The organism is uncultured Marivita sp., from assembly GCF_947488135.1.
Lineage (GTDB): Bacteria > Pseudomonadota > Alphaproteobacteria > Rhodobacterales > Rhodobacteraceae > Marivita.
Map to the genome: position 1 here is coordinate 696,205 of NZ_CANKYW010000002.1, position 23,304 is coordinate 719,508.

The window sequence follows — 23,304 nt, forward strand, 5'->3', positions numbered from 1 at the left end:
GATACGCATGAAGGCACGGCGTTTCATACAGGCGGATGTGTTCACGTCCGAACCGACCAAGGGCAATGGCTTGGCCGTCGTCGTGGAGGCCGACGATCTGACGGATGACCAGATGCAACAATTCGCGGCGTGGACCAACCTTGCCGAGACGACGTTTCTACTGCCGCCCACGCATCCCGACGCGGACTACCGTGTGCGCATTTTCACCACGGCGCGCGAGATGCTTTTTGCCGGGCACCCGACGCTGGGGAGCTGTGCGGCCTGGCTGCATTGCGGGGACGCACCCCGGTCCGACGGCAAGGTCATCCAGGAATGCGCCATTGGCTTGGTCGAAATCGACATGACCGGCGCGGTTCCGGCCTTCGTCGCTCCGGACACGCAAATCGCTCCGATGGGTAAGAGCGCGGAATCCGATCTCTGCAAGGCCCTTCGGATCGACCCGACGCGGGTCCGGCGATCCGCAATTCTGGAAAACGGTCCCACCTGGAACGTGCTCGAACTCGCGTCGGCTGACGACGTGCTTGCCATCGACGCGGGCCTCGTGCGCTGGCCGGAGTATGTCGGGGTCAGCGTGATAGGTCCTCATGCCGACGGCGCGGACTGCGATTACGAGGTGCGGAACCTGTCTCCGTCCAGCGGGATGAGCGAAGATCCCATCACCGGTTCCCTGAATGCGGCTCTGGCGCGGTGGATGTGGTCCGAGGGCCGATTGGACCGTGATCTGGTGATTGCCCAGGGAACGTGTCTGGGGCGTGCGGGCCGAGTGTTCGTCGGGGCACCGCGTGAGGGATCGGACCGCGTCCTGATCGGCGGACACTCCCATATCGTGATCGACGGCATGGTTACTTTGTGACAGCTCTGCGAATGTCGCGTTCACTGGGATAAGATGCCCAAAATTCGGGCACGGCGCGGAAACGCGGTCAAACAGCCAAGGAATCGCCGCATCCGCACAATTGTGACGAAAAAAATCGGCATTTCGCGCGCGCAATACGTCGCAGTTGGGCCAACACCCTAAAAATAAGGCGTTTCGCGCTTCACAGGAAAACACCATACCGTGTTGCGGGCTTGGGACGCCTCTGCTACATCCGCGCTGATTTCTATGCCATGTGGCATTTGCCAAACTGAAAACGCCTCTGACCACCGGTACTTCGGGGGATCGGAGGCAGAATAGCGGAAGGGTGGACGTGTCTGAATCAGCATCCATTTCCTCGGGCATCGCAGAGCGCTATGCCATGGCGGTCTTCGACCTTGCCAAAGAGGGTAAAGAGCTCGACAAGCTCGAAGCCAACCTCGACGATCTGTCAGCCGCGCTCGACAGCAGCCCGGAGTTGACCGACCTGATCCAGTCCCCGGTCTACAGCCGCGAAGCCCAATCGAACGCGATCACGGCGATCGCGGCCAAGATGGGGCTGACCAAGACGATGCAGAACGTGCTGGCGCTGATGGCGTCCAAGCGTCGCCTGTTCGTCGTGCCGCAGATGATCAACCGTCTACGCGATCTGATCGCCGAAGAAAAAGGCGAAGTGACCGCAGACGTGACTTCGGCCGTCAAGCTGACCGCCGCGCAATCCAAGGAACTTGCCCAGACGCTCAAGTCGAAAGTGGGCAAGGACGTCAAGATCAATGCGACCGTTGATGAAAGCCTCATCGGCGGTCTTATCGTAAAAGTGGGCTCGAAGATGATCGACACGTCGATCCGCTCCAAGCTCAGCTCCCTGCAAAATGCTATGAAAGAGGTCGGATAAATGGGTATCCAAGCAGCCGAGATTTCTGCGATCCTGAAGGACCAGATCAAGAACTTCGGGCAGGACGCCGAAGTCGCCGAGGTGGGCCGCGTCCTTTCCGTTGGTGACGGTATCGCGCGTGTTTATGGCCTCGACAACATCCAGGCGGGTGAGATGGTCGAATTCCCCGGTGGAATCCGGGGTATGGCGCTCAACCTCGAAGCCGACAACGTCGGCATCGTGATCTTCGGCTCCGACCGGGACATCAAGGAAGGCGACACCGTCAAGCGCACGAAATCCATCGTGGACGTTCCGGTGGGCGACGAACTGCTCGGCCGCGTCGTTGACGGTCTCGGCAACCCGATTGACGGCAAGGGTCCGATCAAGACCAAGAACCGCTCCATCGCCGACGTGAAGGCGCCGGGCATCATCCCGCGTAAATCGGTTCACGAACCGATGGCGACAGGCCTCAAGGCTGTCGACTCCATGATCCCGATTGGCCGTGGCCAGCGCGAGCTTATCATTGGTGACCGTCAGACCGGCAAGACCGCCGTGGCGCTCGACGCGATCCTGAACCAGAAGTCCTACAACGATGCCGCCGGCGACGACGAGAGCAAGAAGCTCTACTGCGTCTACGTCGCGATCGGCCAGAAGCGCTCCACCGTGGCGCAGCTGGTGAAGAAGCTCGAAGAGAGCGGCGCGATCGAATATTCGATCGTGGTTGCGGCCACAGCGTCCGACCCCGCGCCGATGCAGTTCCTCGCACCCTATGCCGCCACCTCGATGGCCGAGCATTTCCGCGACAACGGCCGCCACGCCCTGATCATCTACGATGACCTGTCCAAGCAGGCCGTTGCTTATCGCCAGATGTCCCTGCTTCTGCGTCGCCCGCCGGGCCGCGAAGCGTATCCGGGTGACGTTTTCTACCTCCACTCGCGCCTGCTCGAGCGTTCCGCAAAGCTGAACGAAGACAATGGCTCGGGCTCGCTGACGGCACTGCCGATCATTGAAACCCAGGGCGGCGACGTTTCGGCGTTTATTCCGACCAACGTGATTTCGATCACCGACGGTCAGATCTTCCTCGAAACCGAACTCTTCTACCAAGGTATCCGTCCGGCGGTGAACACCGGTCTGTCCGTGTCTCGTGTGGGCTCGTCCGCTCAGACAAGCGCGATGTCCTCTGTTGCCGGTCCCGTGAAACTGTCGCTCGCTCAGTACCGCGAGATGGCCGCCTTCGCACAGTTCGGTTCCGACCTCGACGCTTCGACCCAGCAGTTGCTGAACCGGGGTGCGCGTCTGACCGAGCTCATGAAGCAGCCGCAGTATTCGCCGCTGACCAACGCCGAAATCGTCTGCGTGATTTTCGCGGGTACCAATGGCTACCTGGATAAGCTGCCGGTGGATCGGGTGAAAGACTTCGAGCACGGCCTTCTTGGCCACATGCGCGGCAAGCGTCAGGACATCCTCGACTGGATCACCAACGAAGATCCGAAGATCAAGGGTGACGCCGCCGACAAGCTCAAGGCCGCGATTGACGAATACGCCGCCGACTTCTCGTAAGGAGACGAGGCAATGCCAAATCTCAAGGATTTGAAAAACCGGATCGCGTCGGTCAAGTCGACCCGCAAGATCACCAAGGCCATGCAGATGGTGGCCGCCGCGAAACTGCGGCGGGCACAGGATGCTGCCGAAATGGCGCGCCCCTATACTGAACGGTTCAACGCCGTGATGGGTGCGCTGGCCGCCAGCGTCGGTGACAGCGAAAGCGCGCCGAAACTGCTGAGCGGGACCGGCAAGGACGATGTGCACCTGCTCGTCGTCATGACGGCGGAACGTGGTCTCTGCGGTGGCTTCAACGCCAACATCGCGAAGCTGGCCAAGCAGAAAGCCACCGAGCTCAAGGGCAAGGGCAAGACGGTCAAGATTCTTACCGTCGGCAAGAAGGGCCGCGACGCGATGAAGCGTGACTTCGGCGATCTTTTCGTCGGTCACATCGACCTGAGCGACGTGAAGCGGATCGGCTACGCGGATGCGCAGGGCATCGCCAAGGACATCCTCGGCCGCTTTGATGCGGGCGAATTCGATGTCGCGACGATCTTCTACGCGAAGTTCGTCAACGTCGTGAGCCAGACGCCGACCGCCCAGCAGGTCATCCCGGCCGCATTCGATGCGCCCGAGGAAGGCGATGCGGAGGCCAACACGCTCTACGATTACGAGCCGGACGAAGAGGCGATCCTCGCCGATCTTCTGCCGCGCGGTGTGGCGACGCAAATCTTCGCGGCGCTGCTGGAAAACGGGGCGTCCGAGCAAGGCGCCCGGATGAGCGCGATGGACAACGCAACGCGGAACGCGGGCGAGATGATCGACAAGCTCACAATCGAATACAACCGTTCACGTCAGGCCGTGATTACCAACGAACTGATCGAAATTATCTCGGGCGCCGAGGCGCTCTAAGAACCGGAGACGAAACATGGCAAACGCAAAAGGCAAAATCACGCAGGTGATCGGCGCCGTCGTGGACGTTCAGTTCGACGACCACCTGCCGGCTATTTTGAACTCGCTGACCACGGACAACAACGGCAAGAAGCTCGTTCTCGAAGTGGCCCAGCACCTTGGCGAAAACACCGTGCGCACCATCGCGATGGACGCAACCGAAGGCCTCGTCCGGGGTCAGGAAGTTGTCGACACCGACGGTCCGATCTCGGTTCCGGTGGGCGCTGCAACGCTTGGCCGCATCCTCAACGTCGTCGGTGAGCCGGTGGACGAAGGTGGCCCCGTCGAAGCGGATGAATTCCGCCCGATCCACGCACCCGCGCCTGAATTCGCGGAACAGTCGACCGAGTCCGAGATCCTCGTGACCGGCATCAAGGTGATCGACCTTCTCGCGCCCTATTCCAAGGGTGGTAAGATCGGCCTCTTCGGCGGTGCCGGCGTGGGCAAGACGGTTCTCATCATGGAACTGATCAACAACATCGCGAAAGTGCACTCGGGTTACTCGGTATTCGCGGGTGTTGGTGAACGGACCCGTGAGGGCAACGACCTCTATCACGAGATGATCGAATCCAACGTCATCAAGCCGGACAATCTCAAGGAAAGCCAGGTGGCCTTGGTCTACGGTCAGATGAACGAGCCTCCGGGTGCGCGTGCCCGTGTCGCCCTGACCGGTCTGACACTGGCCGAGCAGTTCCGCGACCAGTCCGGCACCGACGTTTTGTTCTTCGTGGACAACATCTTCCGCTTCACGCAGGCCGGTTCCGAGGTGTCTGCTCTGTTGGGTCGTATTCCGTCTGCCGTGGGCTACCAGCCGACACTGGCGACCGACATGGGCCAGATGCAGGAGCGCATTACCTCCACGAAGGCGGGGTCCATTACCTCCATTCAGGCCGTCTACGTGCCTGCGGACGACCTTACCGACCCGGCGCCTGCAACGACCTTTGCGCACCTCGACGCCACAACCGTTCTGAGCCGTGCGATTTCCGAGCTGGGTATCTACCCGGCGGTGGACCCGCTCGACTCCAACTCGCGTCTGATGGACCCGCAGATCGTGGGTGAAGAGCACTACCAGGTGGCGCGTGACGTTCAGGGTATCCTGCAACGCTACAAGTCGCTTCAGGACATCATCGCGATCCTCGGCATGGACGAACTGTCCGAAGAGGACAAGATGACCGTGGCCCGTGCGCGTAAAATCCAGCGCTTCCTGTCGCAGCCCTTCGACGTGGCGAAGGTCTTTACCGGCTCTGACGGCGTTCAGGTTCCGCTCGAAGATACGATTTCGTCCTTCAAGGCCGTGGTTGCCGGTGAATACGACCACCTCCCCGAGGGCGCCTTCTACATGGTGGGCGGCATCGAGGAAGTGAAAGCCAAAGCCGAGAAGATGGCGGCCGACGCGGCCTAAACCGGGCGCTCATCAGTCCTCGCGGCTTTCTTCGCGGGGACGAGACCCAAAAGGAGACGACACATGGCAGAGACCATGCAATTCGATCTGGTCAGCCCCGAGCGCAGCCTGATGTCGGCGCAGGTCAAATCTGTGCAGATTCCGGGTGCCGATGGCGATATGACGGCGATGCCGAACCATGCGCCTCTGATCACGACGCTGCGCCCCGGTGTTCTGACGGTCGAGACCGAAAAAGGCACCGAGGAATTCATCGTGACCGGCGGTTTCGCGGAGATGGGTGAGGGCCTTTCGGTGCTTGCAGAACGCGCACTGCCCCGTGGAGACGTCGATCAGGCCACCTACGAGGCGATGGTCGACGAGGCGCACGAGACCTACAAGCAGACCAAGGAAACCTTCAAGAACGAACCGGGTCCGGTCGACGACGCGGCCAAGCTGCTCGCGGATATGGTCGCCGTAGGGACGCATATTGGACTGTCGCCGAAACAGCCTTCGCTCTGACTTCGGATGCGACACCGTACTTCGAAAGCCCTGCACCGATGCGGGGCTTTTTTCGTTTTGCCCGCCGGTTGCATGCGGTAAACACACGCGACCACATGAGGCGGTGACATGCAGATCATCAACAGTGCGCGCGTCGGGATTGCCCAGGGATCGGTCGATCTCTTCTCGGACTATGAAGAGGGCGGCGATATGTGGACCGGCCACGGGGCGCGGTCACGCAGCCAATGGGTCGCCTTCGACCAACCCTTTTCTACGCCGCCTGCCGTTCATGTCACCCTGACGCTCTGGGACATGGACAGCGCACATAACGTCCGTGCCGACCTGACCGCCGAGAACGTCAGCGTCACCGGGTTCGATGCGGTCTTCCGCACGTGGCTCGACACGCGGGTGGCACGCGTGCGCATCTCCTGGCTCGCCATTGGGGAAGTGTGTAGCGAGGACGATTGGGACGTGGTTTGAGAGCCGCGCAACACGAATTTGATGCAGCCTGTATGGGTACTGACTGCTTAGCAGTACGCGACTCGCCATTTTGGTGCTAACCAATGGAATGAGAAAACGATTTCCAAGGTTCTTTTTCCTGCTCGACCTTTTCGCCGTTTATGTCGGCGCAGTCTTGTTCGGTCTGGCGTTTGTTTTGATGCCGAGCGACTGGATGCCGTTCGATCTTCCCGCAGCAAAAACGCTGTATGACGCCAGCAAAATTGTTCTTCTGTTTTTCCCGCTATTGATTCTTCGAGAGGTTGTCGGCGCGCGATACGATGATTTGAAGATCGTGCGGATCATATTCTTTTTGTCTCCCGGTATCCGAGAGGAGTTCAGCCGCGACAACGAATTGTCCTATGAGGAATTGAGAAGACGTCGCCGTTTGCAAAGCTGGCGTGGTTTTCTGAGCAACTTCGCACTTTTTTCAATGCTGATGATGGCGGTATTTGCGACCCTGTACCGCCTGGAGCCAATTCTTTTGGGGAAGGTTCGCTACGATGCCTTGGGGGCGGCCGCGTCCTGCATTGATCAAACAATTGCAGAACAAGACACGGCAAAAGAAAACTGTGCAAAGCTTCTTACCGAAGCCGAGGGCTATTTAGGTCAAGCCCGCGAGGGTGAAATCATGTCGCCTGACGCGTATTGGCTGGGCTACGGCTATCTGAAAATGTTTAACGGAGAGGGATTTTGTGGATTACCTGCCTATGAAACCCTTCGGACATTGAGCGGATCAAGCACCGATCGGCATCCGTACCAGGTGCTGTCGCAGTTTCAAAAATCAGCTCGCCTGACAGAGGCCCTTAGAAAATGTGACGCAGCGCAGCAAGCCAATGCCGCGTTTCAAGAGCAGATCATTGACTTGCGACGAGAGATCGAAGCACTGGCGACGCAGGCTCCGCTGATCAGTCCTGAGCCAATTTTCGGCCCGCAATGACGCAACACGCTGGCTGATCTAGAGAATACCCTCGTAGATCGGCCCCAACGTGTCTGTCTCGAACAGAGAAGACACAGATGTCCCGTTCCAGATGTTGAGGATCGCCTGTGCAAACATCGGGGCGGTCGGGACGATACGGATGTTCGGCGCGGCCTTGACCGCGTCTGTGGCCTCGATGGAGTCGGTGATGACCAGCGACTTCATCACCGATTTGGTGATCCGCTCAACCGCCGGGCCGGACAGCACGCCATGCGTGATATAGGAATGCACCTCGGTCGCGCCGTGCTCCATGAGAACCTCGGCCGCCTTGCAGAGCGTTCCCGCGGTGTCGCAGATGTCGTCCACGATGATGCACTTCTTGCCGGTCACGTCGCCGATCACCGTCATCTCCGCAATCTCGCCCGGCTTCTCGCGACGCTTGTCCACGATGGCCAGCGGCGCGTTGATCCGCTTCGCCAATTCGCGGGCACGGGCCACGCCGCCGACGTCCGGGGACACGACCATCACGTCCGACGTGTCGCCCTTGAATTGTTGCAGGATATCCAGGGCAAAGATCGGCGAGGCATAGAGGTTGTCCACCGGGATATCGAAGAACCCCTGGATCTGCGCCGCGTGCAGGTCCATCGTCAGAACGCGCTCGATCCCGGCTTCGACGATCATGTTGGCCACCAGCTTGGCGCTGATCGGTGTGCGCGCCTTGGAGCGGCGGTCTTGCCGCGCATAGCCGAAATAGGGGATCACCGCCGTGATGCGGGCCGCCGACGACCGGCGCAGCGCGTCCGACATGATGAGCAGTTCCATCAGGTTGTCGTTTGCAGGGTTCGAGGTGGGCTGGATGATGAACATATCCTCGCCGCGGACGTTCTCGTAGACCTCGACGAAAATCTCTTGGTCGTTGAACCGCTCAACCCGCGCATCGACCAACCCAACGTTCATCCCGCGATACATGGTCATACGGCGGGCGATCCCCTTGGCCAGTGGCATGTTCGCATTGCCGGAAATGAGTTTGGGTTCAACAATGCTTGGCATGGCGGCAGGCTCCGTAGTCGGTCTGAGATGACAGATTCGTGACGTTGCGCTCGCCTTAGCATGTGCCTACCGTCGCGCAAAGCAACACAGGCCCGGAGGGACCAAATGGCCCACATTGATTACTTTTTCTCAACACTGTCGCCATATGCGTATCTTGCGGGCACAAGGATGGAAGAGGTCGCGGCCAGGCATGGCGCGACGATCACCTACAAACCGGTGGATATCACCACGCTGTTCGGGCGCACCGGTGGAACGCCTCCGAAAGACCGTCATCCCAGCCGTCAGGAACTGCGCGCCCAGGAACTGACCCGGCAGTCGAAAAAGCTTGGCATGCCGTTCAACCTGAAACCCGCCTTCTGGCCGACCAATGCCGCGCCATCCTCCTACGCGATCATCGCGGCGCAGAACGCGGGCGGCGGCGATCTGGGCGCGCTCGCGCACGGGTTCCTACGCGCCGTCTGGGCCGAAGACAAGGACATCGCGCAGGACGACGTGGTGCGCGCCACGCTTGAATCGGCGGGCTTCGATCCCGCTCTGGCCGATAGCGGCCTGCTGAGCGGGGCAGAAACCTATGCCGCCAACCTCGAAGAAGCCGCATCGCGCGGCGTGTTCGGCGCGCCGTTTTACATCACCGATGATGACCAGCGGTTCTGGGGACAGGACCGGATCGCCGATCTGGACCTGTATCTCGCCGGAAAGCTCTGATGCCCGAAGGCCAGCGCGCGGGTTTTCCCGTCTACTGGCGCGACTTCGGCACCGGCCCGGACACAGCGCTGCTCCTGCATTGTGCGCTGGCCCATTCCAAAGCCTGGGCTCCTTTGGCCGAGCGGTTGTCGGACCGGTTGACGATGACTGCGCCGGATTTGCCGGGGCACGGTCGCAGCGCTGCGTGGGACGGTCGGTGTGCGATCCACGATCAAGTCACCGAGATCGCCCGCGACATGATCGGCGCCGGCGGCCACGTGATTGGCCACAGCTTCGGCGCAACGGTGGCGTTGCGGTTGGCGTTGGAGGACCCCGGCAAGGTCAGATCGCTCACCCTGATCGAGCCGGTGCTTTTCGCCGCCGCCGGGCAAAGCGCGCCGTCCGTGCTCAAGGATTACGTCATGACGTCCGAGGCATTCGGAGCCGCGCTTGCGGCAGAGGACTGGGCGACGGCCGCTGCCGATTTCATCCGGATCTGGGGGGATGGTCGCGCCTGGCCCGATCTGAGCGATCGGGAACGAACGACGTTCGCGTCGCAGATGCCCTTCATCCGCGAAACCGAACCTTTCCTTCTGCACGATACCGCTGGTCTTCTGACCGAGGGGCGTCTTGAAACAATCGCCTGTCCGACGCTGCTGATCCGCGGTCAGCGCACCGAGCCGGTCATCACCGCCATCCACGCCACGCTGGAACGTCGTATTCCCGGCGCGGTCGATGTGGTGATCGACGGGGCCGGGCACATGGTTCCCATCACCCATCCCGACCCGGTGGCCCGCCATATCCGCAACCTGCTTGACGCCTGACCCCTTGCAAGCCGCCGGTGGCTGGGCCATCTACCCAAAGGAACGGCGGTACAGACGACAGGAGACAGCGATGATCGAACTCGGACAAAGCCCTGCGGACAATGACCTGATCAAGGACATCTCCCAAGAGGCGTTCATGGCCGAAGTGGTCGAGGCGAGCATGGAGGCCCCGATCATCGTCGATTTCTGGGCGCCGTGGTGCGGTCCCTGCAAGACGCTGGGTCCCCAGCTTGAAGCGGCGGTCCGCTCGGCGCGTGGCGCAGTCAAGATGGCCAAGATCAACGTCGACCAGGCCGAAGGTCTGGTTCAGGCGCTCGCGCAGCAGGGTCTGCCGATCCAATCCATCCCGACCGTGATGGCCTTTGTTCAAGGCCGTCCCGTCGATATGTTCCAGGGGGCCAAGTCGCCTTCCGAACTCAAGGCGTTCATCGACAAGGTCATCACCGCGGCCGGGGGTGAAACCGGCGGGGGTCTGGATGACGCCGTCGAGGCGGCTGAGGAAATGCTCGAAACCGGTGCCACCGTGGATGCGATGCAGACGTTCGCGGCGGTTCTCGAAGAAGAACCCAACCATGCCCGCGCCTATGCCGGATTGATCCGTGCCCATCTGGCGATCGACGAGCTTGAACAGGCCGAGGCGATCCTGAACGGCGCGCCCGCCGAAATCGCCCAGAGCGCGGAAATCGAAGCCGCGCGCGCGCAGCTTGAACTGGCCAAACAGGCCAGCAATTCCGGCCCCGTTTCCGAGTTGCAGGCCCAGGTTGAGGCGGACCCGGACAATCACCAGGCTCGTTTCGATCTGGCCCAGGCGCTCTACGCCTCGGGGGATGGAGAGGGCGCGGTTGATCAACTTCTGGAGCTGTTCCGTCGTGATCGCGAATGGAATGACGGGGCTGCGAAAGCGCAGTTGATGACCATCTTCGAAGCGCTGAAACCGAACGATCCCGTGGCATTGAATGGACGGCGTCGATTGAGCTCGATGATATTTGCCTGATCGCTTTGTCAGGCTAGGTCGTGGGTCATGATAAGAGTCACCGAATTGCCGGGATCCATCCCCGTCTTCCCGCTGCCCGGGGCGCTTTTGCTGCCCCGCGCACGGCTGCCACTGCACCTGTTCGAGCCGCGCTATCTGCAAATGCTCGAAGATGCGATGAAAACACCGGCGCGGCTCATCGGGATGGTGCAGCCCAACGTCCGGCCGAACGGTGATCAGGACGCCTTGCACCGCATCGGCTGCGCTGGGCGCGTGACCCAGTTTTCCGAGACCGAGGACGGGCGCTACATGATCACCCTCACGGGCATCTCGCGCTTCCGCATCGGGGCCGAGGTCGAGGGTTTTACACCTTACCGCAAGTTCGACGTGAACTGGGACGGGTTCGACCGGGATCAGGGTGGGCCGGAGCACGATCGCGGATTTGACCGCGATGCGTTCATGGACCTGCTGGACCGCTATTTCTCGGCACGCGATCTTTCGGCGGATTGGCCGACCTTGAAAGAGGCGGATGACGAGTTGCTGATCAATTCGCTGTCGATGCTTCTCGATTTCGAACCCGAGGAAAAGCAGGCGCTTCTTGAAGCGCCATCGCTCTCCACACGTCGCGAAACACTTGTGACCTTGATTGAATACGCCCTGCGCGGCGGCCAGTCGGAAGATATCCTGCAATGACCGAGACACCGGGTTTCGACCGCAAGATGCTCGAGGCGCTGGTCTGTCCGCAAACACAGGGCAGGCTCGAATACGACGCGGCCAAGCAGGAACTGGTCAGCCGGTCCGCGCATTTGGCCTACCCGATCCGGGACGGCATCCCGATCATGCTTATCGACGAAGCCCGCGAGATCGACTGACACATTTTCGCAGAATTGACAGGCTTTCGACCCTGCGATACCCCGCGTGTCTTTCAAGGATACGAGGGGCAGCATGGGACGCAAACGCAAGGGGCGCGATATTTCAGGATGGCTGGTGGTCGACAAGCCCGCAGGCCTGACCTCGACCGCCGTGGTCAACAAGGTGCGCTGGGCCTTCGACGCGAAAAAGGCCGGGCACGCCGGGACCCTCGATCCCGATGCGACCGGTGTTCTTGCTGTCGCTTTGGGTGAAGCGACCAAGACCGTCCCCTATATCACCGATGCACTCAAAGCGTACGAATTCACCGTACGGTTCGGACAGTCGACCCGTACGGATGACGCCGAAGGTGACGTGATCGCAACCTCCGATCTGCGGCCGACGGATGACGAGATCAAGGAAGCCCTGCACAGCTTCGTCGGTGACATCCAACAGGTGCCGCCGCAGTTTTCCGCCGTGAAGATTGACGGGGAACGCGCCTACAAACGCGCCCGCGATGGTGAGGACATGGAGCTGGCCGCGCGACCCCTCTACGTGGACGAACTGACCCTGCTGGACCGTCCCGATGCCGATCATGCCGTGCTGATGCTGGTCTGCGGCAAGGGCGGTTATGTCCGGTCGATCGCGCGAGACCTCGGAGAGAAGCTGGGCTGCCTCGGCCATGTGCTGCGTCTGCGCCGCGTCTGGTCGGGGCCCTTCGACGTCGAGGACGGGATAAGCCTCGATCGGATCGACGCGCTTGCCCGCACGCCGGAACTCGACAGCTATCTGAGGCCGCTCGAGGAAGGATTGGCCGATCTGCCGGAACTCACCTGCACGCCGGAAGCCGCCGCCAAGCTGCGCAACGGCAATCCCGCGATGGTGATTGCCTCGGGCGTGGAGTACGGCGAGGAATGTTGGGTCTCCAGCAACGGCGAGCCGATCGCCGTCGGCGTCTACAAATCGGGCGAGGTGCACCCCTCCCGGGTTTTTGTCACCGCATGACCGACCTCCCGGCGGAGCTTTGCAAGACGTTGGTCCATCGCGCGCACGAAGCAGAGGGCTGCCTGTCGCGCGTCTGGTATTCGCCCTGCGACGCCTATCGCTATGGATTGTCCCGTGTATGGGATGCCCGCAAATCCGCGCTGTTGTTCATCATGCTGAACCCGTCCACCGCGGATGAGCACCGCAACGATCCCACCGTCGCGCGATGCGAGACTCGCGCGCGGGCGATGGGGTTCGGCGGTGTGATGATCGCCAATCTTTTCGCTTTCCGCGCGACGCGTCCACAGGATTTGAAGCGCGCGGCCCTGCCCGTCGGGGACGCCAACGATCTGCTGCTCGACGCGTGGTCTGGAAACGCCGGGATGACCGTGGCGGCATGGGGCGTGCACGGCAGTCACCTGGGCCGCGCACAACAGGTGGCTCGGCGGCTTCAGGGCGACCTGCATCATCTGGGCCTGACCAAGGAGAGCCATCCGCGCCATCCCTTATACGTGTCCTTCGCCACCGCGCCCGTGCCGTGGCCCCGGACCCAGCGCTATCCGGGTGGGTGACGACCCGAGGCGTTGAAGAAAAACGGTTCCTTTACGCTTTGCGACTAACCTGCCGCGACACAAATCTGGGCGCGGGTCTTCATGGTCTATTTCGCGGTTTCACTGATCGGGCTTTTCGGTATTGCCGGTCTCTTCGTCGCAATGCCTTCGCGGGTGTCGCAACGCGGTGTCACGCGTTGCGCGGTCGACGATTGGCCCGATGTTCCGGTCGACGCGCTGGGTCTGTTCCAACGCGTCGGGCGCATCAACCAGCCAAGCGCGCGGCCCGACGTGCCGTCGCGGGTCGCAACATTTGAAGCGGCACAGGACCGCTTGCTCGAGCATGTGACGCCGTCGATCCCTGGTCGGCCTGACATCGCCTTGCGCCTGTCGCCTTACGATGATGCCTGGACCGATGTTCTGCTGAACGGAGCCTTGATCGTTCAGGTGCCGACACAGGCTTTGATAGCGCATCGTGACGCAATGGCGTGGCCCGGATGATGCAGACAACTGTGGCGCGCGACAGGGGCTTCCCAAGCCTGGAATAATCGCCTATACGCCCGCATCCGCAAGACGTGCGGAGATTCTCCATGGGCCCTGCTGGACGACATCCCGGCTTGCGCCATTCACACAAACCTTCGAAAGGAGACCCCGATGTCGATCACTGTCGAAGAAAAGAACCGCCTGATCAAGGAATTCGCGACCAAGGACGGCGACACAGGTTCGCCCGAGGTTCAGATCGCCATTCTGACCAGCCGCATCTCCACCCTGACCGAGCACTTCAAGACCCACAAGAAAGACAACCACTCGCGTCGTGGTCTTCTCAAGCTGGTGGCTCAGCGTCGTAAGCTCTTGGACTACACCAAGAACAAGGACGAAGCGCGCTATCAGGACCTGATCAAGCGTCTGGGCATCCGTCGCTAAGACGTGCCGATACACGGTTTTCCAAGGGCTCGCTTCGCGGGCCCTTTTTCGTTTCGACCGCATCGGTCCCGCGCCAAATCCTTGTAAGGATTTGGCGAAAATCTTGATAGATTTTCGGTGCCGCCGCTGTGATCTGCGGCGACAAAACGAAAGGTTTTCTTTGCAACGTATTTCCTGTATGGCCCCATCATCTGAGACGTGACGCTTCGACCCTGGCGCATGGAATGATGAAAGGGTCGGCGGCAATGGGGCCGCCATGAAAAACGGGAGACCCGGAGGGCCGGGAGTGCTCCCTTACAGGAAACGATGATGTTCAATACGACAACGAAAACGATGCAGTGGGGCGAAGAAACGCTCACGCTGGAAACGGGCAAGGTTGCCCGTCAGGCCGATGGCAGCGTGATCGCGACCCTCGGCGAAACCTCGGTGATGGCCAACGTGACCTTCGCCAAGGAACCCAAGCCCGGTCAGGATTTCTTTCCGCTGACCGTGCATTACCAAGAGAAATACTATGCCGCCGGTAAAGTGCCGGGTGGCTTCTTCAAGCGCGAGGCGCGTCCGACCGAGAAGGAAACGCTGACCGCGCGCCTGATCGACCGTCCGATCCGCCCGCTCTTCGTGCCGGGCTTCAAGAACGAAGTTCTCGTCATGTGCACCGTGCTGAGCCACGACCTGGTCAATGACCCGGATATCGTCGCGATGATCGCCGCGTCCGCCGCGCTGACCATTTCCGGCGCGCCGTTCATGGGGCCGATCGCGGGCTGCCGCGTGGGTTATGTCGATGGTGACTACATCCTCAACCCCGATGTGGAGGATATGGACCAGCTGCGCAACAACCCCGAGCAGCGACTCGATCTGGTTGTCGCTGGCACCAAAGACGCCGTGATGATGGTCGAATCCGAAGCGTACGAGCTGACCGAGGATGAGATGCTCGGTGCCGTGACCTTCGCGCACGAGCAGATCCAGCCGGTGATCGACCTGATCATCGACCTGGCCGAATCCGCCGCGAAAGAGCCGTTCGACTTCCAGCCGCCGGATTACAGCGATCTTTACGAAGCGGTGAAAGCCGCGGGCGAAGACAAGATCCGCGCCGCGTATGCCATCACCGACAAGCAAGAGCGGACCACAGCTTTGTCCGACGCCAAGGCGGCGATCAAAGAGGCTCTTACCGAAGAGCAGCTTGAAGATCCGAATCTCGGATCGGCCATGAAGAAGCTGGAAGCGTCAGTCCTGCGAGGCGACGTTGTCAAAACCGGCAAGCGGATCGACGGTCGCGCGCTGGATACGGTGCGTCCGATCGTGTGCGAAACCGGCCTGTTGCCGCGGACCCACGGGTCGGCGCTGTTCACCCGTGGTGAAACGCAGGGTCTGGTTGTGACCACGCTCGGCACCGGCGACGATGAGCAGATCATCGACGCGCTGCACGGAAACTATCGGTCGAACTTCCTGCTCCACTACAACTTCCCGCCCTATTCGGTCGGTGAAGCGGGTCGCGTGGGCCCTCCGGGACGTCGCGAGATCGGTCACGGCAAATTGGCATGGCGTGCGCTTCAGGCGGTTCTGCCGGCAGCCACCGATTTCCCCTACACCATTCGCGTGGTGTCCGAGATCACGGAATCCAACGGCTCGTCTTCGATGGCGTCGGTCTGTGGTGGCTCGCTGTCGATGATGGACGCGGGCGTTCCACTCAAATCCGCTGTGGCCGGTGTGGCCATGGGGCTGATCCTCGAAGAGGATGGGTCCTACGCCGTCCTGACCGACATCCTGGGTGACGAAGATCACCTTGGCGACATGGACTTCAAGGTGGCGGGCACCGAAAACGGGATCACGTCGCTTCAGATGGACATCAAGGTCGCAGGCATCACGCCCGAGATCATGAAGAAGGCCCTCGCTCAGGCGAAAGACGGCCGGATGCATATCTTGGGTGAGATGAACAAGGCCCTGACCGGTGCCGCTGAATTCAGCGTTCACGCACCGCGTATCGAGACGATGCAGATCCCGACCGACAAGATCCGGGAAGTGATTGGATCCGGCGGCAAGGTCATCCGCGAGATCGTGGAAGTGTCCGGTGCCAAGGTCGACATCAACGACGAAGGCATCATCAAGATCGCCTCGCCGAACGGTGAAGCCATCAAGACGGCGTATGACATGATCCATTCGATCGTGGCAGAGCCGGAAGAGGGCCAGATCTACAAGGGCAAGGTCGTGAAGATCGTCGATTTCGGCGCCTTCGTGAACTTCTTTGGCAAGCGCGATGGTCTGGTGCACGTGTCCCAGATCGAAAACCGCCGTCTGAACCATCCGTCGGATGTGCTCAAGGAAGGTCAGGAAGTCTACGTGAAGCTTCTGGGCTTTGACGACCGCGGCAAGGTGCGCCTTGCGATGAAGATGGTCGATCAGGAGACCGGCGAAGAGCTGGCGCCGGAGGCCAAGAAAGAAGACGCAGAGTAATCTGCGACGTTTCAAACGTCTGAAAACAAAGGTGTCCCCGCGGGGACACCTTTTTTGTTGGGGCAGGGGCGCTACTTTTGCCTCATGCTGAAATCCATTCTTTTGATCGCTTCACTGACAGCGGGGCAGGCTATGGCCGAAACGGTGTTCGACGATTTTTCCGGTGACGCGAATGCCCGATGGGACTACGTCGCCGATGGCGTGATGGGCGGTGTGTCGTCCGGTCGCGCCGAAATTCGGGGGACGGGAGCGGGCGCCGTTCTGCGCCTTACGGGCGCCGTGAGCACAGACAACAACGGTGGCTTCATTCAGGTGCGGCGGCGGTTTTCCGATCCTTGGCCGAGCGGGGCGCAGGGTCTTGATCTGCGGGTCCGCGGGAATGGTGAAACGTATTACGTCTTTCTGAAAACGCCGAACCTGAACCGCGTCTGGTACTCCTACCGGGCGTCTTTCACCGCGCCTGCGAATTGGACGCAGGTGACGCTGCCCTTTGCCGAATTCACCGCCTCGCATGACGCCATGCCGCAATCCTTTGCGGCGTCTGAAGTGACCAGCCTCGCGATCGTGGCCTATGGCGGGGATTTCGACGCGGATGTCAGCGTGGACCGAATTTCGCTCTATTGATCCCGCATCCCGACCGGACAAAAAAAGACCCGGGCAAAAGCCCGGGCCAAGTCCAACAGGGAGGTGCATATGATAACCCGCATATGCGACGGGAACTCTTACAGCCTGGATAAAGATGTAGGTGCCATGCTTCTATGATCCAAATCAAAATGGACCAAGGTCTTAGGACACCAGCCGATATCCGCCGGATTCTGTAACGAGCAAACGCGCGTTGGAGGGATCCGGTTCAATTTTTTGTCTAAGTCGGTAGATATGCGTCTCGAGCGTGTGCGTTGTGACCCCGGCGTTGTAACCCCAGACCTCGTGCAGGAGCGTATCGCGCGCCACGACGCCATCGGTCGACCGGTAGAGGAACTTGAGAATGTTCGTCTCTTTCTCGGTCAGGCGGATCTTCTTGTCGTCTTCCGTCACCAGAAGCTTCATCGACGGCTTGAACGTATACGGTCCAAGCGTGAACACCGCGTCTTCGGATTGTTCGTGCTGGCGCAACTGCGCGCGGATGCGGGCCAGAAGCACAGGGAACTTGAAGGGTTTGGTGACATAGTCATTGGCACCGGCATCCAGACCAAGGATCGTGTCTGCGTCTGAATCGTGCCCGGTCAGCATGAGCACCGGCGCCTTGACGCCCTGTTTGCGCATCAGACGACACAATTCGCGGCCATCGGTGTCGGGCAGACCGACATCCAAGATAATCAGGTCGTAAAGCTGCTCCTTCACCCGCCCCATCGCGGCGGTGCCGCAATCGGCCTCGAACACTTCGAAGTCTTCCGTCATCACGAGCTGCTCTGCCAAAGCCTCGCGCAGGTCATCATCGTCATCGACCAAAAGGATATTTTTGATCTGTGCCATGGTGTTGCCTCTCCTCGGTTTCACGAGACATGGGCAAGCCGTTGCGTGCGGGCAAGAATTGCTGCAAGTGTTTCACGGCCTCGTGTATGCAGGGGCCAAATGTTTCATAATTCGGGCGGTTTGTTGCAACCGCCCCGCAGGATACCTTCGATCGCATGACGCTCGCGCCTGACATCACCGATCTGCTGGCCCGTGCGCGCGCCGATCTGCGCATGGGCGTGCCTGTGGTGCTTGAAGACGACAGCGGAGCGGGTTTGATCGTTCTAGCGACGGAGTCGCTTGGCCCGGCGCGGCTTGCCGATCTGATGGTGCTTGGTCGTGATGCGGATCTCGTCCTGACCGGCCGCCGCGCCGACACCCTGAAGGCCCGAGCCTATGACGGCGACGTGGCCCGTGTTGCCTTGCCGGAGGATGCCAACGTCAGTTGGGTGCAGGCCCTGGCCGATCCGGCGGATGATTTGCTGCACCCGATGAAAGGGCCGCTCGTGACGCGTCGGGGGGGCGACGCGACGCTGCACCGTTTGGCGGTGACGCTGGCGAAAACCGCGCGGCTCTTGCCGGCGGTGGTGGTCGCGCCCATCGACGCGGCGGCAGAGTTTGCAGCGACCCATTCCTTGACCTGTCTCGGCGCGACAGCGGCAACCCCACGGCTCGGCGCGTCGGTCGTCTTTGACGAGGTCGTTTCGGCCCGCGTTCCCCTGCGCGCAGCGCAAAACGCGCGGTTGCATGTGTTTCGCCCCGAGGACGGATCAGAAGAACACTATGCCATCGAGATCGGGCGGCCCAACCGCACCAAACCGGTATTGGCGCGGCTGCATTCGGCCTGTTTCACCGGCGACCTTCTGGGCAGTCTGAAGTGCGATTGCGGGCCGCAGCTCAACGGTGCCCTGGAGGCGATGGGGGCCGCTGGCGAAGGCGTGCTGCTCTATCTCAACCAGGAGGGGCGTGGGATCGGCCTCGCCAACAAGATGCGCGCCTATGCGTTGCAGGATCAGGGCTTCGACACGGTCGAGGCCAATCACCGGCTGGGCTTCGAAGACGATGAGCGCGATTTCCGAATTGGCGCGGAACTGCTGCGCAAGCTTGGGTTCGGATCGGTGCGGCTGATGACCAATAACCCGGCCAAGATCGCGATGATGGAAAAGCACGGGATCTCGGTGGCCGAGCGGGTGCCTTTGAAGGTGGGGGAAAACCCGCACAATACCGGCTACCTTGCCACGAAGGCCCGCAAATCGGGGCACCTTCTGTGACCGCGGGCGACATGGTTCTGACCCGTCAGGGGGTGCGCTTTATGGGGCGGATGTGGCCCTGCACCATCGGGCGCGGCGGCGTGCGCACGGACAAGCGCGAAGGCGATGGCGCAACACCGGTGGGAGTGCACCGGATCGTCGGTCTGCTCTACCGGCCCGACCGCATGGCGCGGCCAACCGATTGGGCCGTGCCGATCCGGCCCGGGGATCTGTGGTCGGACGATCCGGCGCACGAGGATTACAACCTCATGGTTCGCGTGCCCTATCCCCACAGCCACGAGGCGCTGCGCCGGGCCGATCCGCTTTATGACCTCGTGCTGCTGACCGACTGGAACTGGCCCTACGCCGAACGGGGGCGGGGATCAGCGATCTTTCTGCACCGCTGGCGACGGCCCGGCTTTCCGACCGAGGGCTGCATCGGGTTCCGCCCCGATCTTTTGCGCCGGATCGTCGGATTGATCCGCTACGAGACCCGGCTGATCGTGCCCGCATCGTTGACCTGACCGCCCGCGTATTACATCAGGTCGCATGACCGTTCAGGACCGTCTCTCCAACTGCACGCTGTGCGCCGACCGCTTTGCGGCTACAGCGACCCGGCACAGGCCCAAGCCCGTGGTGTGGTTCCGCCCCGGCGCAAGGGTGCTGATTTGCAGTCAGGCGCCAGGAATGCGCGCGCATACCAGCCGTATTCCGTTCGACGACCCAAGCGGGGATCGACTGCGCGACTGGCTTGGGCTGGACCGCGCCGCGTTCTATGACCAAAGCCGCGTGGCCATCGTGCCGATGGGGTTCTGCTTTCCGGGATACGATGCGGCGGGATTCGACCTGCCGCCGCCTGCAATCTGTCGCCAGACCTGGCACAACGAAGTGTTGACCCATGTGGGTGAGGTGCCGCTGAAGCTGGTGATCGGAGGCTACGCGCAGAAGTATCACCTTGGCACCAAGGCAGGCGTGACCGAGACCGTACGCACTTGGCGCGACCATTGGCCGGGGCTTTTGCCCTTGCCGCATCCAAGCTGGCGCAATACCGCGTGGTTGAAGAAACACCCGTGGTTCGAGGGCGAGGTACTGCCCGCCCTGCGCGCGCGGGTGCAGGAGGTGATGGCATGACTTTGCAAACCCCGTTGGACCACGCCCATGCGGCGATGGAGGCAGACCCCGAGGCGGACGCACCGCGCCTGCGGTTCTACGATCGTCTGGCCGAGGCAGAGCTGTTCCTGATGCTGGCCCGCGAGGCGGAAGGGGATCAGGCGGAGCCGGAGCTGTTCGATCTGGGCGACGCGCGGTTCGTGCTGGTCTTCGACACCGAGGATCGGCTGGGCGCCTTCGCCGGTCGTGCCGTGCCCTACGCCGCGCTGTCGGGGCGGTCGATTGTCGGGATGCTCGCGGGGCAGGGCATCGGGATCGCGCTCAACCCCGAAGTGGCACCTTCGTCTATCTTGTTGCCGGACAGCGCAGTGGACTGGCTGGCCGAGACCGTAGCGCAGGGCCCGTCCGAGGCCGAGGCGCGACCCGAAGAGTTCCGCGCACCCGGCGCGCTGCCGGACGGGTTGCTCGAGGCGATAGACGCCAAGCTGCGCACCGCCACCGGCTTGGCGCGGCGCGGATATCTCGCCGAGGTGGTCTATGACAGCGGCGTGCGTGGGCACCTGATCGGGTTTACCGGAGCCGTGCCGGGGGCCGAGGGCGCGCTGGCGCGAGCCATTCAGGAAGCGCTGGTCTTTTCCGGGCTGGAGGCAGCGGCGCTCGACGTGGTGTTCCTGCGCGACAGCGATCCGGTTACGGCGCAACTGGCCCGCGTGGGATTGCGGTTCGATTTGCCGGAACCGGCGGAGCCTCAGCGCATGGAACGGGTGGCACCCGGCAGTGATCCTGCGAAACCGCCCAAGCTGCGGTGAAAGCGCCTTGGAAGGCGCTTGGTCAAAGCCCTTCGAAGGGCTTTGCGCCGTGCTCCTGGCGAAAGGTTGGAAGGGCGTCGTCGTCGCTCGGGGTCGCCTCCCAGATCGCGCGGGCGATGGCCCGGGCCATGCAGACAGATGCGTAATGTCCCAGCAGGGGCATCACCTCCTCTGACGGAGGGGCGCGGCGGGCGGTGCTGGAGGCGAAGATCAGGTCGCCGTCATAGGGCGTGTGCGACGGGACCAGCGCACGGGCGAAGCCGTCATGTGCTGCAATGGCCAGCCGCTTGCACGCGGCTTTGTCGAGCGTCGCATCGGTCGCGACGATCCCGATCGTGGTGTTCCCATGCTGCGCCATCGCGGCGGCCTTGCGGCTCGGCGGCAGGGGCTGAATGCCGACGGCTGGATCGGGACCAAGCCCGCCGAATTCATCCCCGATCTCGAACGGGGCTGCCCAAAAGTGTTTGCCGGACGGCGTGGCGGCGCTGCCTAAGGCGTTGACCACAACCAGCGCGGCAATGGTGCTGCCATCGGGCAGGATCAAGGAGGCCGATCCCAGCCCACCCTTGTGCCGTGCATCGGTCGCGCCGGTGCCGGCACCTGCCGTGCCGATGGTGAAATCGCGCGTGGCGTTGCCAAGCGCCTGACGCCCAAGCGCGGGATAGGGGTTTTCCGCCCAATCCTTCTGCCCGTTATTGAGCAGATCGAAGATGATCGCGGCAGGCACGATGGGCACGCGGGCGGCGTGGACCTGAAAGCCGCGCCCGCGTTCCGCCAGCGCTTCCATCACGCCCTGCGCGGCGGCCAGCCCGAAGGCCGATCCGCCCGACAGCACGATGGCGTCGACCCCCGGCACGGTCTTGTCCGGTTCCAGCAGATCGGTGTCGCGCGTGCCGGGTGCGCCGCCCATCACCGCGTAGCTGGTGGTCATTGGCCCGTCGTCGGAGAGCAGGACGGTGGTGCCGGATTTGAGGCGTGCGTCCTGCGCGTTGCCGACCAAAAGGCCCGCGACATCGGTGATGAGGTTGCGCGGGCCGGGCGTCATCGGGGCGTTCCGCCTGTGGCACTGTCGGAGTGAGGGGCCAGCCCCTCACACTCCCCGAGGTATTTGAGGCCCAAAGAAACCCCGGTCATATGCAGCGGCCCCCGTCCACTTCCATGCAGACGCCGGTGATCATGCTGGCCTCGTCCGAGCAGAGGAAGGCGGCGGCGTTGCCCAGATCCTCGGGTTGGGAAAAGCGGCCCAGCGGGATGGTGGAGAGGAATTTCGCGCGCATCTCGGGCGTGTCCTCGCCCATGAAGCTTTTGAGGAGCGGGGTTTCCCCTGCCACCGGGTTGAGCGCGTTGACGCGGATGCCCTCGGGGGCGAGTTCCACCGCCATTGCGCGGGTCGCGGTGATCATCCAGCCCTTGGAGGCGTTGTACCAGTTCAGACGCGGGCGCGGCGAGACGCCCGCGGTCGACGCGATGTTGAGGATGTTGCCGCTCTTGCGGTGCTTGAAATGCGGGACCAGTGCGCGCGCGGTCAGATAGACCGATTTGCAATTGACGGCGAAGACGCGGTCGAAATCGTCTTCGGTCACATCCTCCATCGGGCTGGGCAAATGGGTGATGCCCGCGTTGTTCACGAGGATATCGACATGCCCCATCTGCGTGATGGCGGCTTCGATCATGTCGGCCACCTGATCGCCGTTCGCCACATCCGCCCTGTGGGCGGTGCCGCCGATCTCGGAGGCGATGGTCTGAGCGGCGTCGATGTTGAGATCGACCACCGTGACCGTGGCACCCTCGGCGGCGAATTTGCGGGCGATGCCCGCGCCAAAGCCCGATCCTGCGCCGGTGACGATTGCGGTTTTGCCGTTCAGCCTCATCCTTGGTCC

The 23,304-nt window shown here is 62.0% G+C and carries 27 protein-coding genes; 23 read left to right on the forward strand and 4 right to left on the reverse strand.

Annotation, left to right across the window (positions count from 1 at the left end; genetic code table 11):
- Positions 1 to 7 precede the first annotated feature (7 nt).
- From Q1B16_RS10450 to Q1B16_RS10485, 8 genes are all read left to right on the forward strand, one after another.
- Positions 8 to 853 (forward strand): PhzF family phenazine biosynthesis protein, encoded by an 846-nt coding sequence (locus Q1B16_RS10450; protein WP_299787638.1) that lies wholly within the window; start codon positions 8 to 10, stop codon positions 851 to 853.
- A gap of 325 nt (positions 854 to 1,178) precedes the next feature.
- On the forward strand, positions 1,179 to 1,745 hold the full coding sequence (locus Q1B16_RS10455; protein ID WP_299787641.1) for a F0F1 ATP synthase subunit delta: 567 nt from the start codon (positions 1,179 to 1,181) through the stop codon (positions 1,743 to 1,745).
- Positions 1,746 to 3,284 (forward strand): F0F1 ATP synthase subunit alpha, encoded by a 1,539-nt coding sequence (gene atpA / locus Q1B16_RS10460; RefSeq protein ID WP_299787644.1) that lies wholly within the window; start codon positions 1,746 to 1,748, stop codon positions 3,282 to 3,284.
- Between the two features lie 12 nt (positions 3,285 to 3,296).
- On the forward strand, positions 3,297 to 4,178 hold the full coding sequence (locus tag Q1B16_RS10465; RefSeq protein ID WP_299787647.1) for a F0F1 ATP synthase subunit gamma: 882 nt from the start codon (positions 3,297 to 3,299) through the stop codon (positions 4,176 to 4,178).
- A gap of 16 nt (positions 4,179 to 4,194) precedes the next feature.
- Positions 4,195 to 5,619: a F0F1 ATP synthase subunit beta gene (atpD, locus tag Q1B16_RS10470; RefSeq protein WP_292060900.1), complete on the forward strand. Its 1,425-nt coding sequence runs from the start codon at positions 4,195 to 4,197 to the stop codon at positions 5,617 to 5,619.
- Positions 5,620 to 5,682: 63 nt separating this feature from the next.
- A complete protein-coding gene (locus Q1B16_RS10475) occupies positions 5,683 to 6,117 on the forward strand; it encodes a F0F1 ATP synthase subunit epsilon (RefSeq protein WP_299787651.1) in 435 nt (144 codons plus the stop codon).
- Between the two features lie 108 nt (positions 6,118 to 6,225).
- Positions 6,226 to 6,576: an H-type lectin domain-containing protein gene (locus Q1B16_RS10480; protein ID WP_299787654.1), complete on the forward strand. Its 351-nt coding sequence runs from the start codon at positions 6,226 to 6,228 to the stop codon at positions 6,574 to 6,576.
- 88 nt (positions 6,577 to 6,664) lie between these two features.
- On the forward strand, positions 6,665 to 7,534 hold the full coding sequence (locus Q1B16_RS10485; protein WP_299787657.1) for a hypothetical protein: 870 nt from the start codon (positions 6,665 to 6,667) through the stop codon (positions 7,532 to 7,534).
- A gap of 18 nt (positions 7,535 to 7,552) precedes the next feature.
- Here the strand turns inward: Q1B16_RS10485 and Q1B16_RS10490 are convergent, their stop codons facing one another.
- Positions 7,553 to 8,563, reverse strand: a complete 1,011-nt coding sequence (locus Q1B16_RS10490; protein ID WP_299787660.1) for a ribose-phosphate pyrophosphokinase — start codon at positions 8,561 to 8,563, stop codon at positions 7,553 to 7,555.
- A gap of 105 nt (positions 8,564 to 8,668) precedes the next feature.
- Between Q1B16_RS10490 and Q1B16_RS10495 the strand changes: the two genes are divergently transcribed.
- The 11 genes from Q1B16_RS10495 to Q1B16_RS10545 all read left to right on the forward strand — a co-directional run bounded on the left by Q1B16_RS10495 (position 8,669) and on the right by Q1B16_RS10545 (position 17,427).
- Positions 8,669 to 9,268 carry a 2-hydroxychromene-2-carboxylate isomerase gene (locus Q1B16_RS10495; protein WP_299787663.1) on the forward strand — a complete coding sequence of 200 codons (600 nt, stop codon included), beginning with the start codon at positions 8,669 to 8,671 and terminating at the stop codon, positions 9,266 to 9,268.
- The gene (locus tag Q1B16_RS10500; protein WP_299787666.1) at positions 9,268 to 10,071 is read left to right on the forward strand and encodes an alpha/beta hydrolase; all 804 of its coding nucleotides are present in this window, start codon (positions 9,268 to 9,270) and stop codon (positions 10,069 to 10,071) included. Before Q1B16_RS10495 ends, Q1B16_RS10500 begins: the two co-directional genes overlap by 1 nt.
- Before the next feature lie 70 nt (positions 10,072 to 10,141).
- Positions 10,142 to 11,065 (forward strand): tetratricopeptide repeat protein, encoded by a 924-nt coding sequence (locus Q1B16_RS10505; protein ID WP_299787669.1) that lies wholly within the window; start codon positions 10,142 to 10,144, stop codon positions 11,063 to 11,065.
- A gap of 27 nt (positions 11,066 to 11,092) precedes the next feature.
- On the forward strand, positions 11,093 to 11,737 hold the full coding sequence (locus Q1B16_RS10510) for an LON peptidase substrate-binding domain-containing protein (protein ID WP_299787672.1): 645 nt from the start codon (positions 11,093 to 11,095) through the stop codon (positions 11,735 to 11,737).
- Positions 11,734 to 11,916 carry a Trm112 family protein gene (locus Q1B16_RS10515; RefSeq protein ID WP_299787675.1) on the forward strand — a complete coding sequence of 61 codons (183 nt, stop codon included), beginning with the start codon at positions 11,734 to 11,736 and terminating at the stop codon, positions 11,914 to 11,916. Before Q1B16_RS10510 ends, Q1B16_RS10515 begins: the two co-directional genes overlap by 4 nt.
- Before the next feature lie 73 nt (positions 11,917 to 11,989).
- Complete coding sequence (gene truB / locus Q1B16_RS10520) at positions 11,990 to 12,898, forward strand: tRNA pseudouridine(55) synthase TruB (protein ID WP_299787678.1); 909 nt, start codon at positions 11,990 to 11,992, stop codon at positions 12,896 to 12,898.
- Complete coding sequence (locus Q1B16_RS10525; RefSeq protein ID WP_299787682.1) at positions 12,895 to 13,449, forward strand: DUF1643 domain-containing protein; 555 nt, start codon at positions 12,895 to 12,897, stop codon at positions 13,447 to 13,449. The genes truB and Q1B16_RS10525 overlap by 4 nt, the downstream gene beginning before the upstream one ends.
- Before the next feature lie 81 nt (positions 13,450 to 13,530).
- Positions 13,531 to 13,929 (forward strand): hypothetical protein, encoded by a 399-nt coding sequence (locus Q1B16_RS10530; RefSeq protein WP_299787686.1) that lies wholly within the window; start codon positions 13,531 to 13,533, stop codon positions 13,927 to 13,929.
- A 153-nt stretch (positions 13,930 to 14,082) separates the two neighbouring features.
- Positions 14,083 to 14,352 (forward strand): 30S ribosomal protein S15, encoded by a 270-nt coding sequence (gene rpsO, locus Q1B16_RS10535; RefSeq protein WP_299787689.1) that lies wholly within the window; start codon positions 14,083 to 14,085, stop codon positions 14,350 to 14,352.
- Positions 14,353 to 14,661: 309 nt separating this feature from the next.
- Complete coding sequence (gene pnp, locus Q1B16_RS10540) at positions 14,662 to 16,803, forward strand: polyribonucleotide nucleotidyltransferase (RefSeq protein WP_299787692.1); 2,142 nt, start codon at positions 14,662 to 14,664, stop codon at positions 16,801 to 16,803.
- Between the two features lie 84 nt (positions 16,804 to 16,887).
- A complete protein-coding gene (locus tag Q1B16_RS10545; protein ID WP_299787695.1) occupies positions 16,888 to 17,427 on the forward strand; it encodes a CIA30 family protein in 540 nt (179 codons plus the stop codon).
- Between the two features lie 162 nt (positions 17,428 to 17,589).
- Here Q1B16_RS10545 and Q1B16_RS10550 read toward each other — a convergent pair whose 3' ends face one another.
- Positions 17,590 to 18,276 carry a response regulator transcription factor gene (locus Q1B16_RS10550; RefSeq protein ID WP_299787698.1) on the reverse strand — a complete coding sequence of 229 codons (687 nt, stop codon included), beginning with the start codon at positions 18,274 to 18,276 and terminating at the stop codon, positions 17,590 to 17,592.
- Positions 18,277 to 18,431: 155 nt separating this feature from the next.
- Between Q1B16_RS10550 and ribA the strand changes: the two genes are divergently transcribed.
- Genes ribA through Q1B16_RS10570 form a run of 4 tightly spaced genes read left to right on the forward strand, consistent with a single transcriptional unit; the run spans position 18,432 to position 21,424 of the window.
- On the forward strand, positions 18,432 to 19,526 hold the full coding sequence (gene ribA / locus Q1B16_RS10555; RefSeq protein WP_299787701.1) for a GTP cyclohydrolase II: 1,095 nt from the start codon (positions 18,432 to 18,434) through the stop codon (positions 19,524 to 19,526).
- Positions 19,523 to 20,029, forward strand: a complete 507-nt coding sequence (locus Q1B16_RS10560) for a L,D-transpeptidase family protein (protein WP_299787704.1) — start codon at positions 19,523 to 19,525, stop codon at positions 20,027 to 20,029. Before ribA ends, Q1B16_RS10560 begins: the two co-directional genes overlap by 4 nt.
- Before the next feature lie 25 nt (positions 20,030 to 20,054).
- Positions 20,055 to 20,636 (forward strand): uracil-DNA glycosylase family protein, encoded by a 582-nt coding sequence (locus Q1B16_RS10565; RefSeq protein WP_299787707.1) that lies wholly within the window; start codon positions 20,055 to 20,057, stop codon positions 20,634 to 20,636.
- Positions 20,633 to 21,424: an SseB family protein gene (locus tag Q1B16_RS10570; protein WP_299787710.1), complete on the forward strand. Its 792-nt coding sequence runs from the start codon at positions 20,633 to 20,635 to the stop codon at positions 21,422 to 21,424. Before Q1B16_RS10565 ends, Q1B16_RS10570 begins: the two co-directional genes overlap by 4 nt.
- A 22-nt stretch (positions 21,425 to 21,446) precedes the next feature.
- Here Q1B16_RS10570 and Q1B16_RS10575 read toward each other — a convergent pair whose 3' ends face one another.
- Positions 21,447 to 22,469: a P1 family peptidase gene (locus tag Q1B16_RS10575; protein ID WP_299787713.1), complete on the reverse strand. Its 1,023-nt coding sequence runs from the start codon at positions 22,467 to 22,469 to the stop codon at positions 21,447 to 21,449.
- Positions 22,470 to 22,554: 85 nt separating this feature from the next.
- The gene (locus Q1B16_RS10580) at positions 22,555 to 23,295 is read right to left on the reverse strand and encodes an SDR family oxidoreductase (RefSeq protein ID WP_299787716.1); all 741 of its coding nucleotides are present in this window, start codon (positions 23,293 to 23,295) and stop codon (positions 22,555 to 22,557) included.
- Between the last annotated feature and the right edge of the window lie 9 nt (positions 23,296 to 23,304).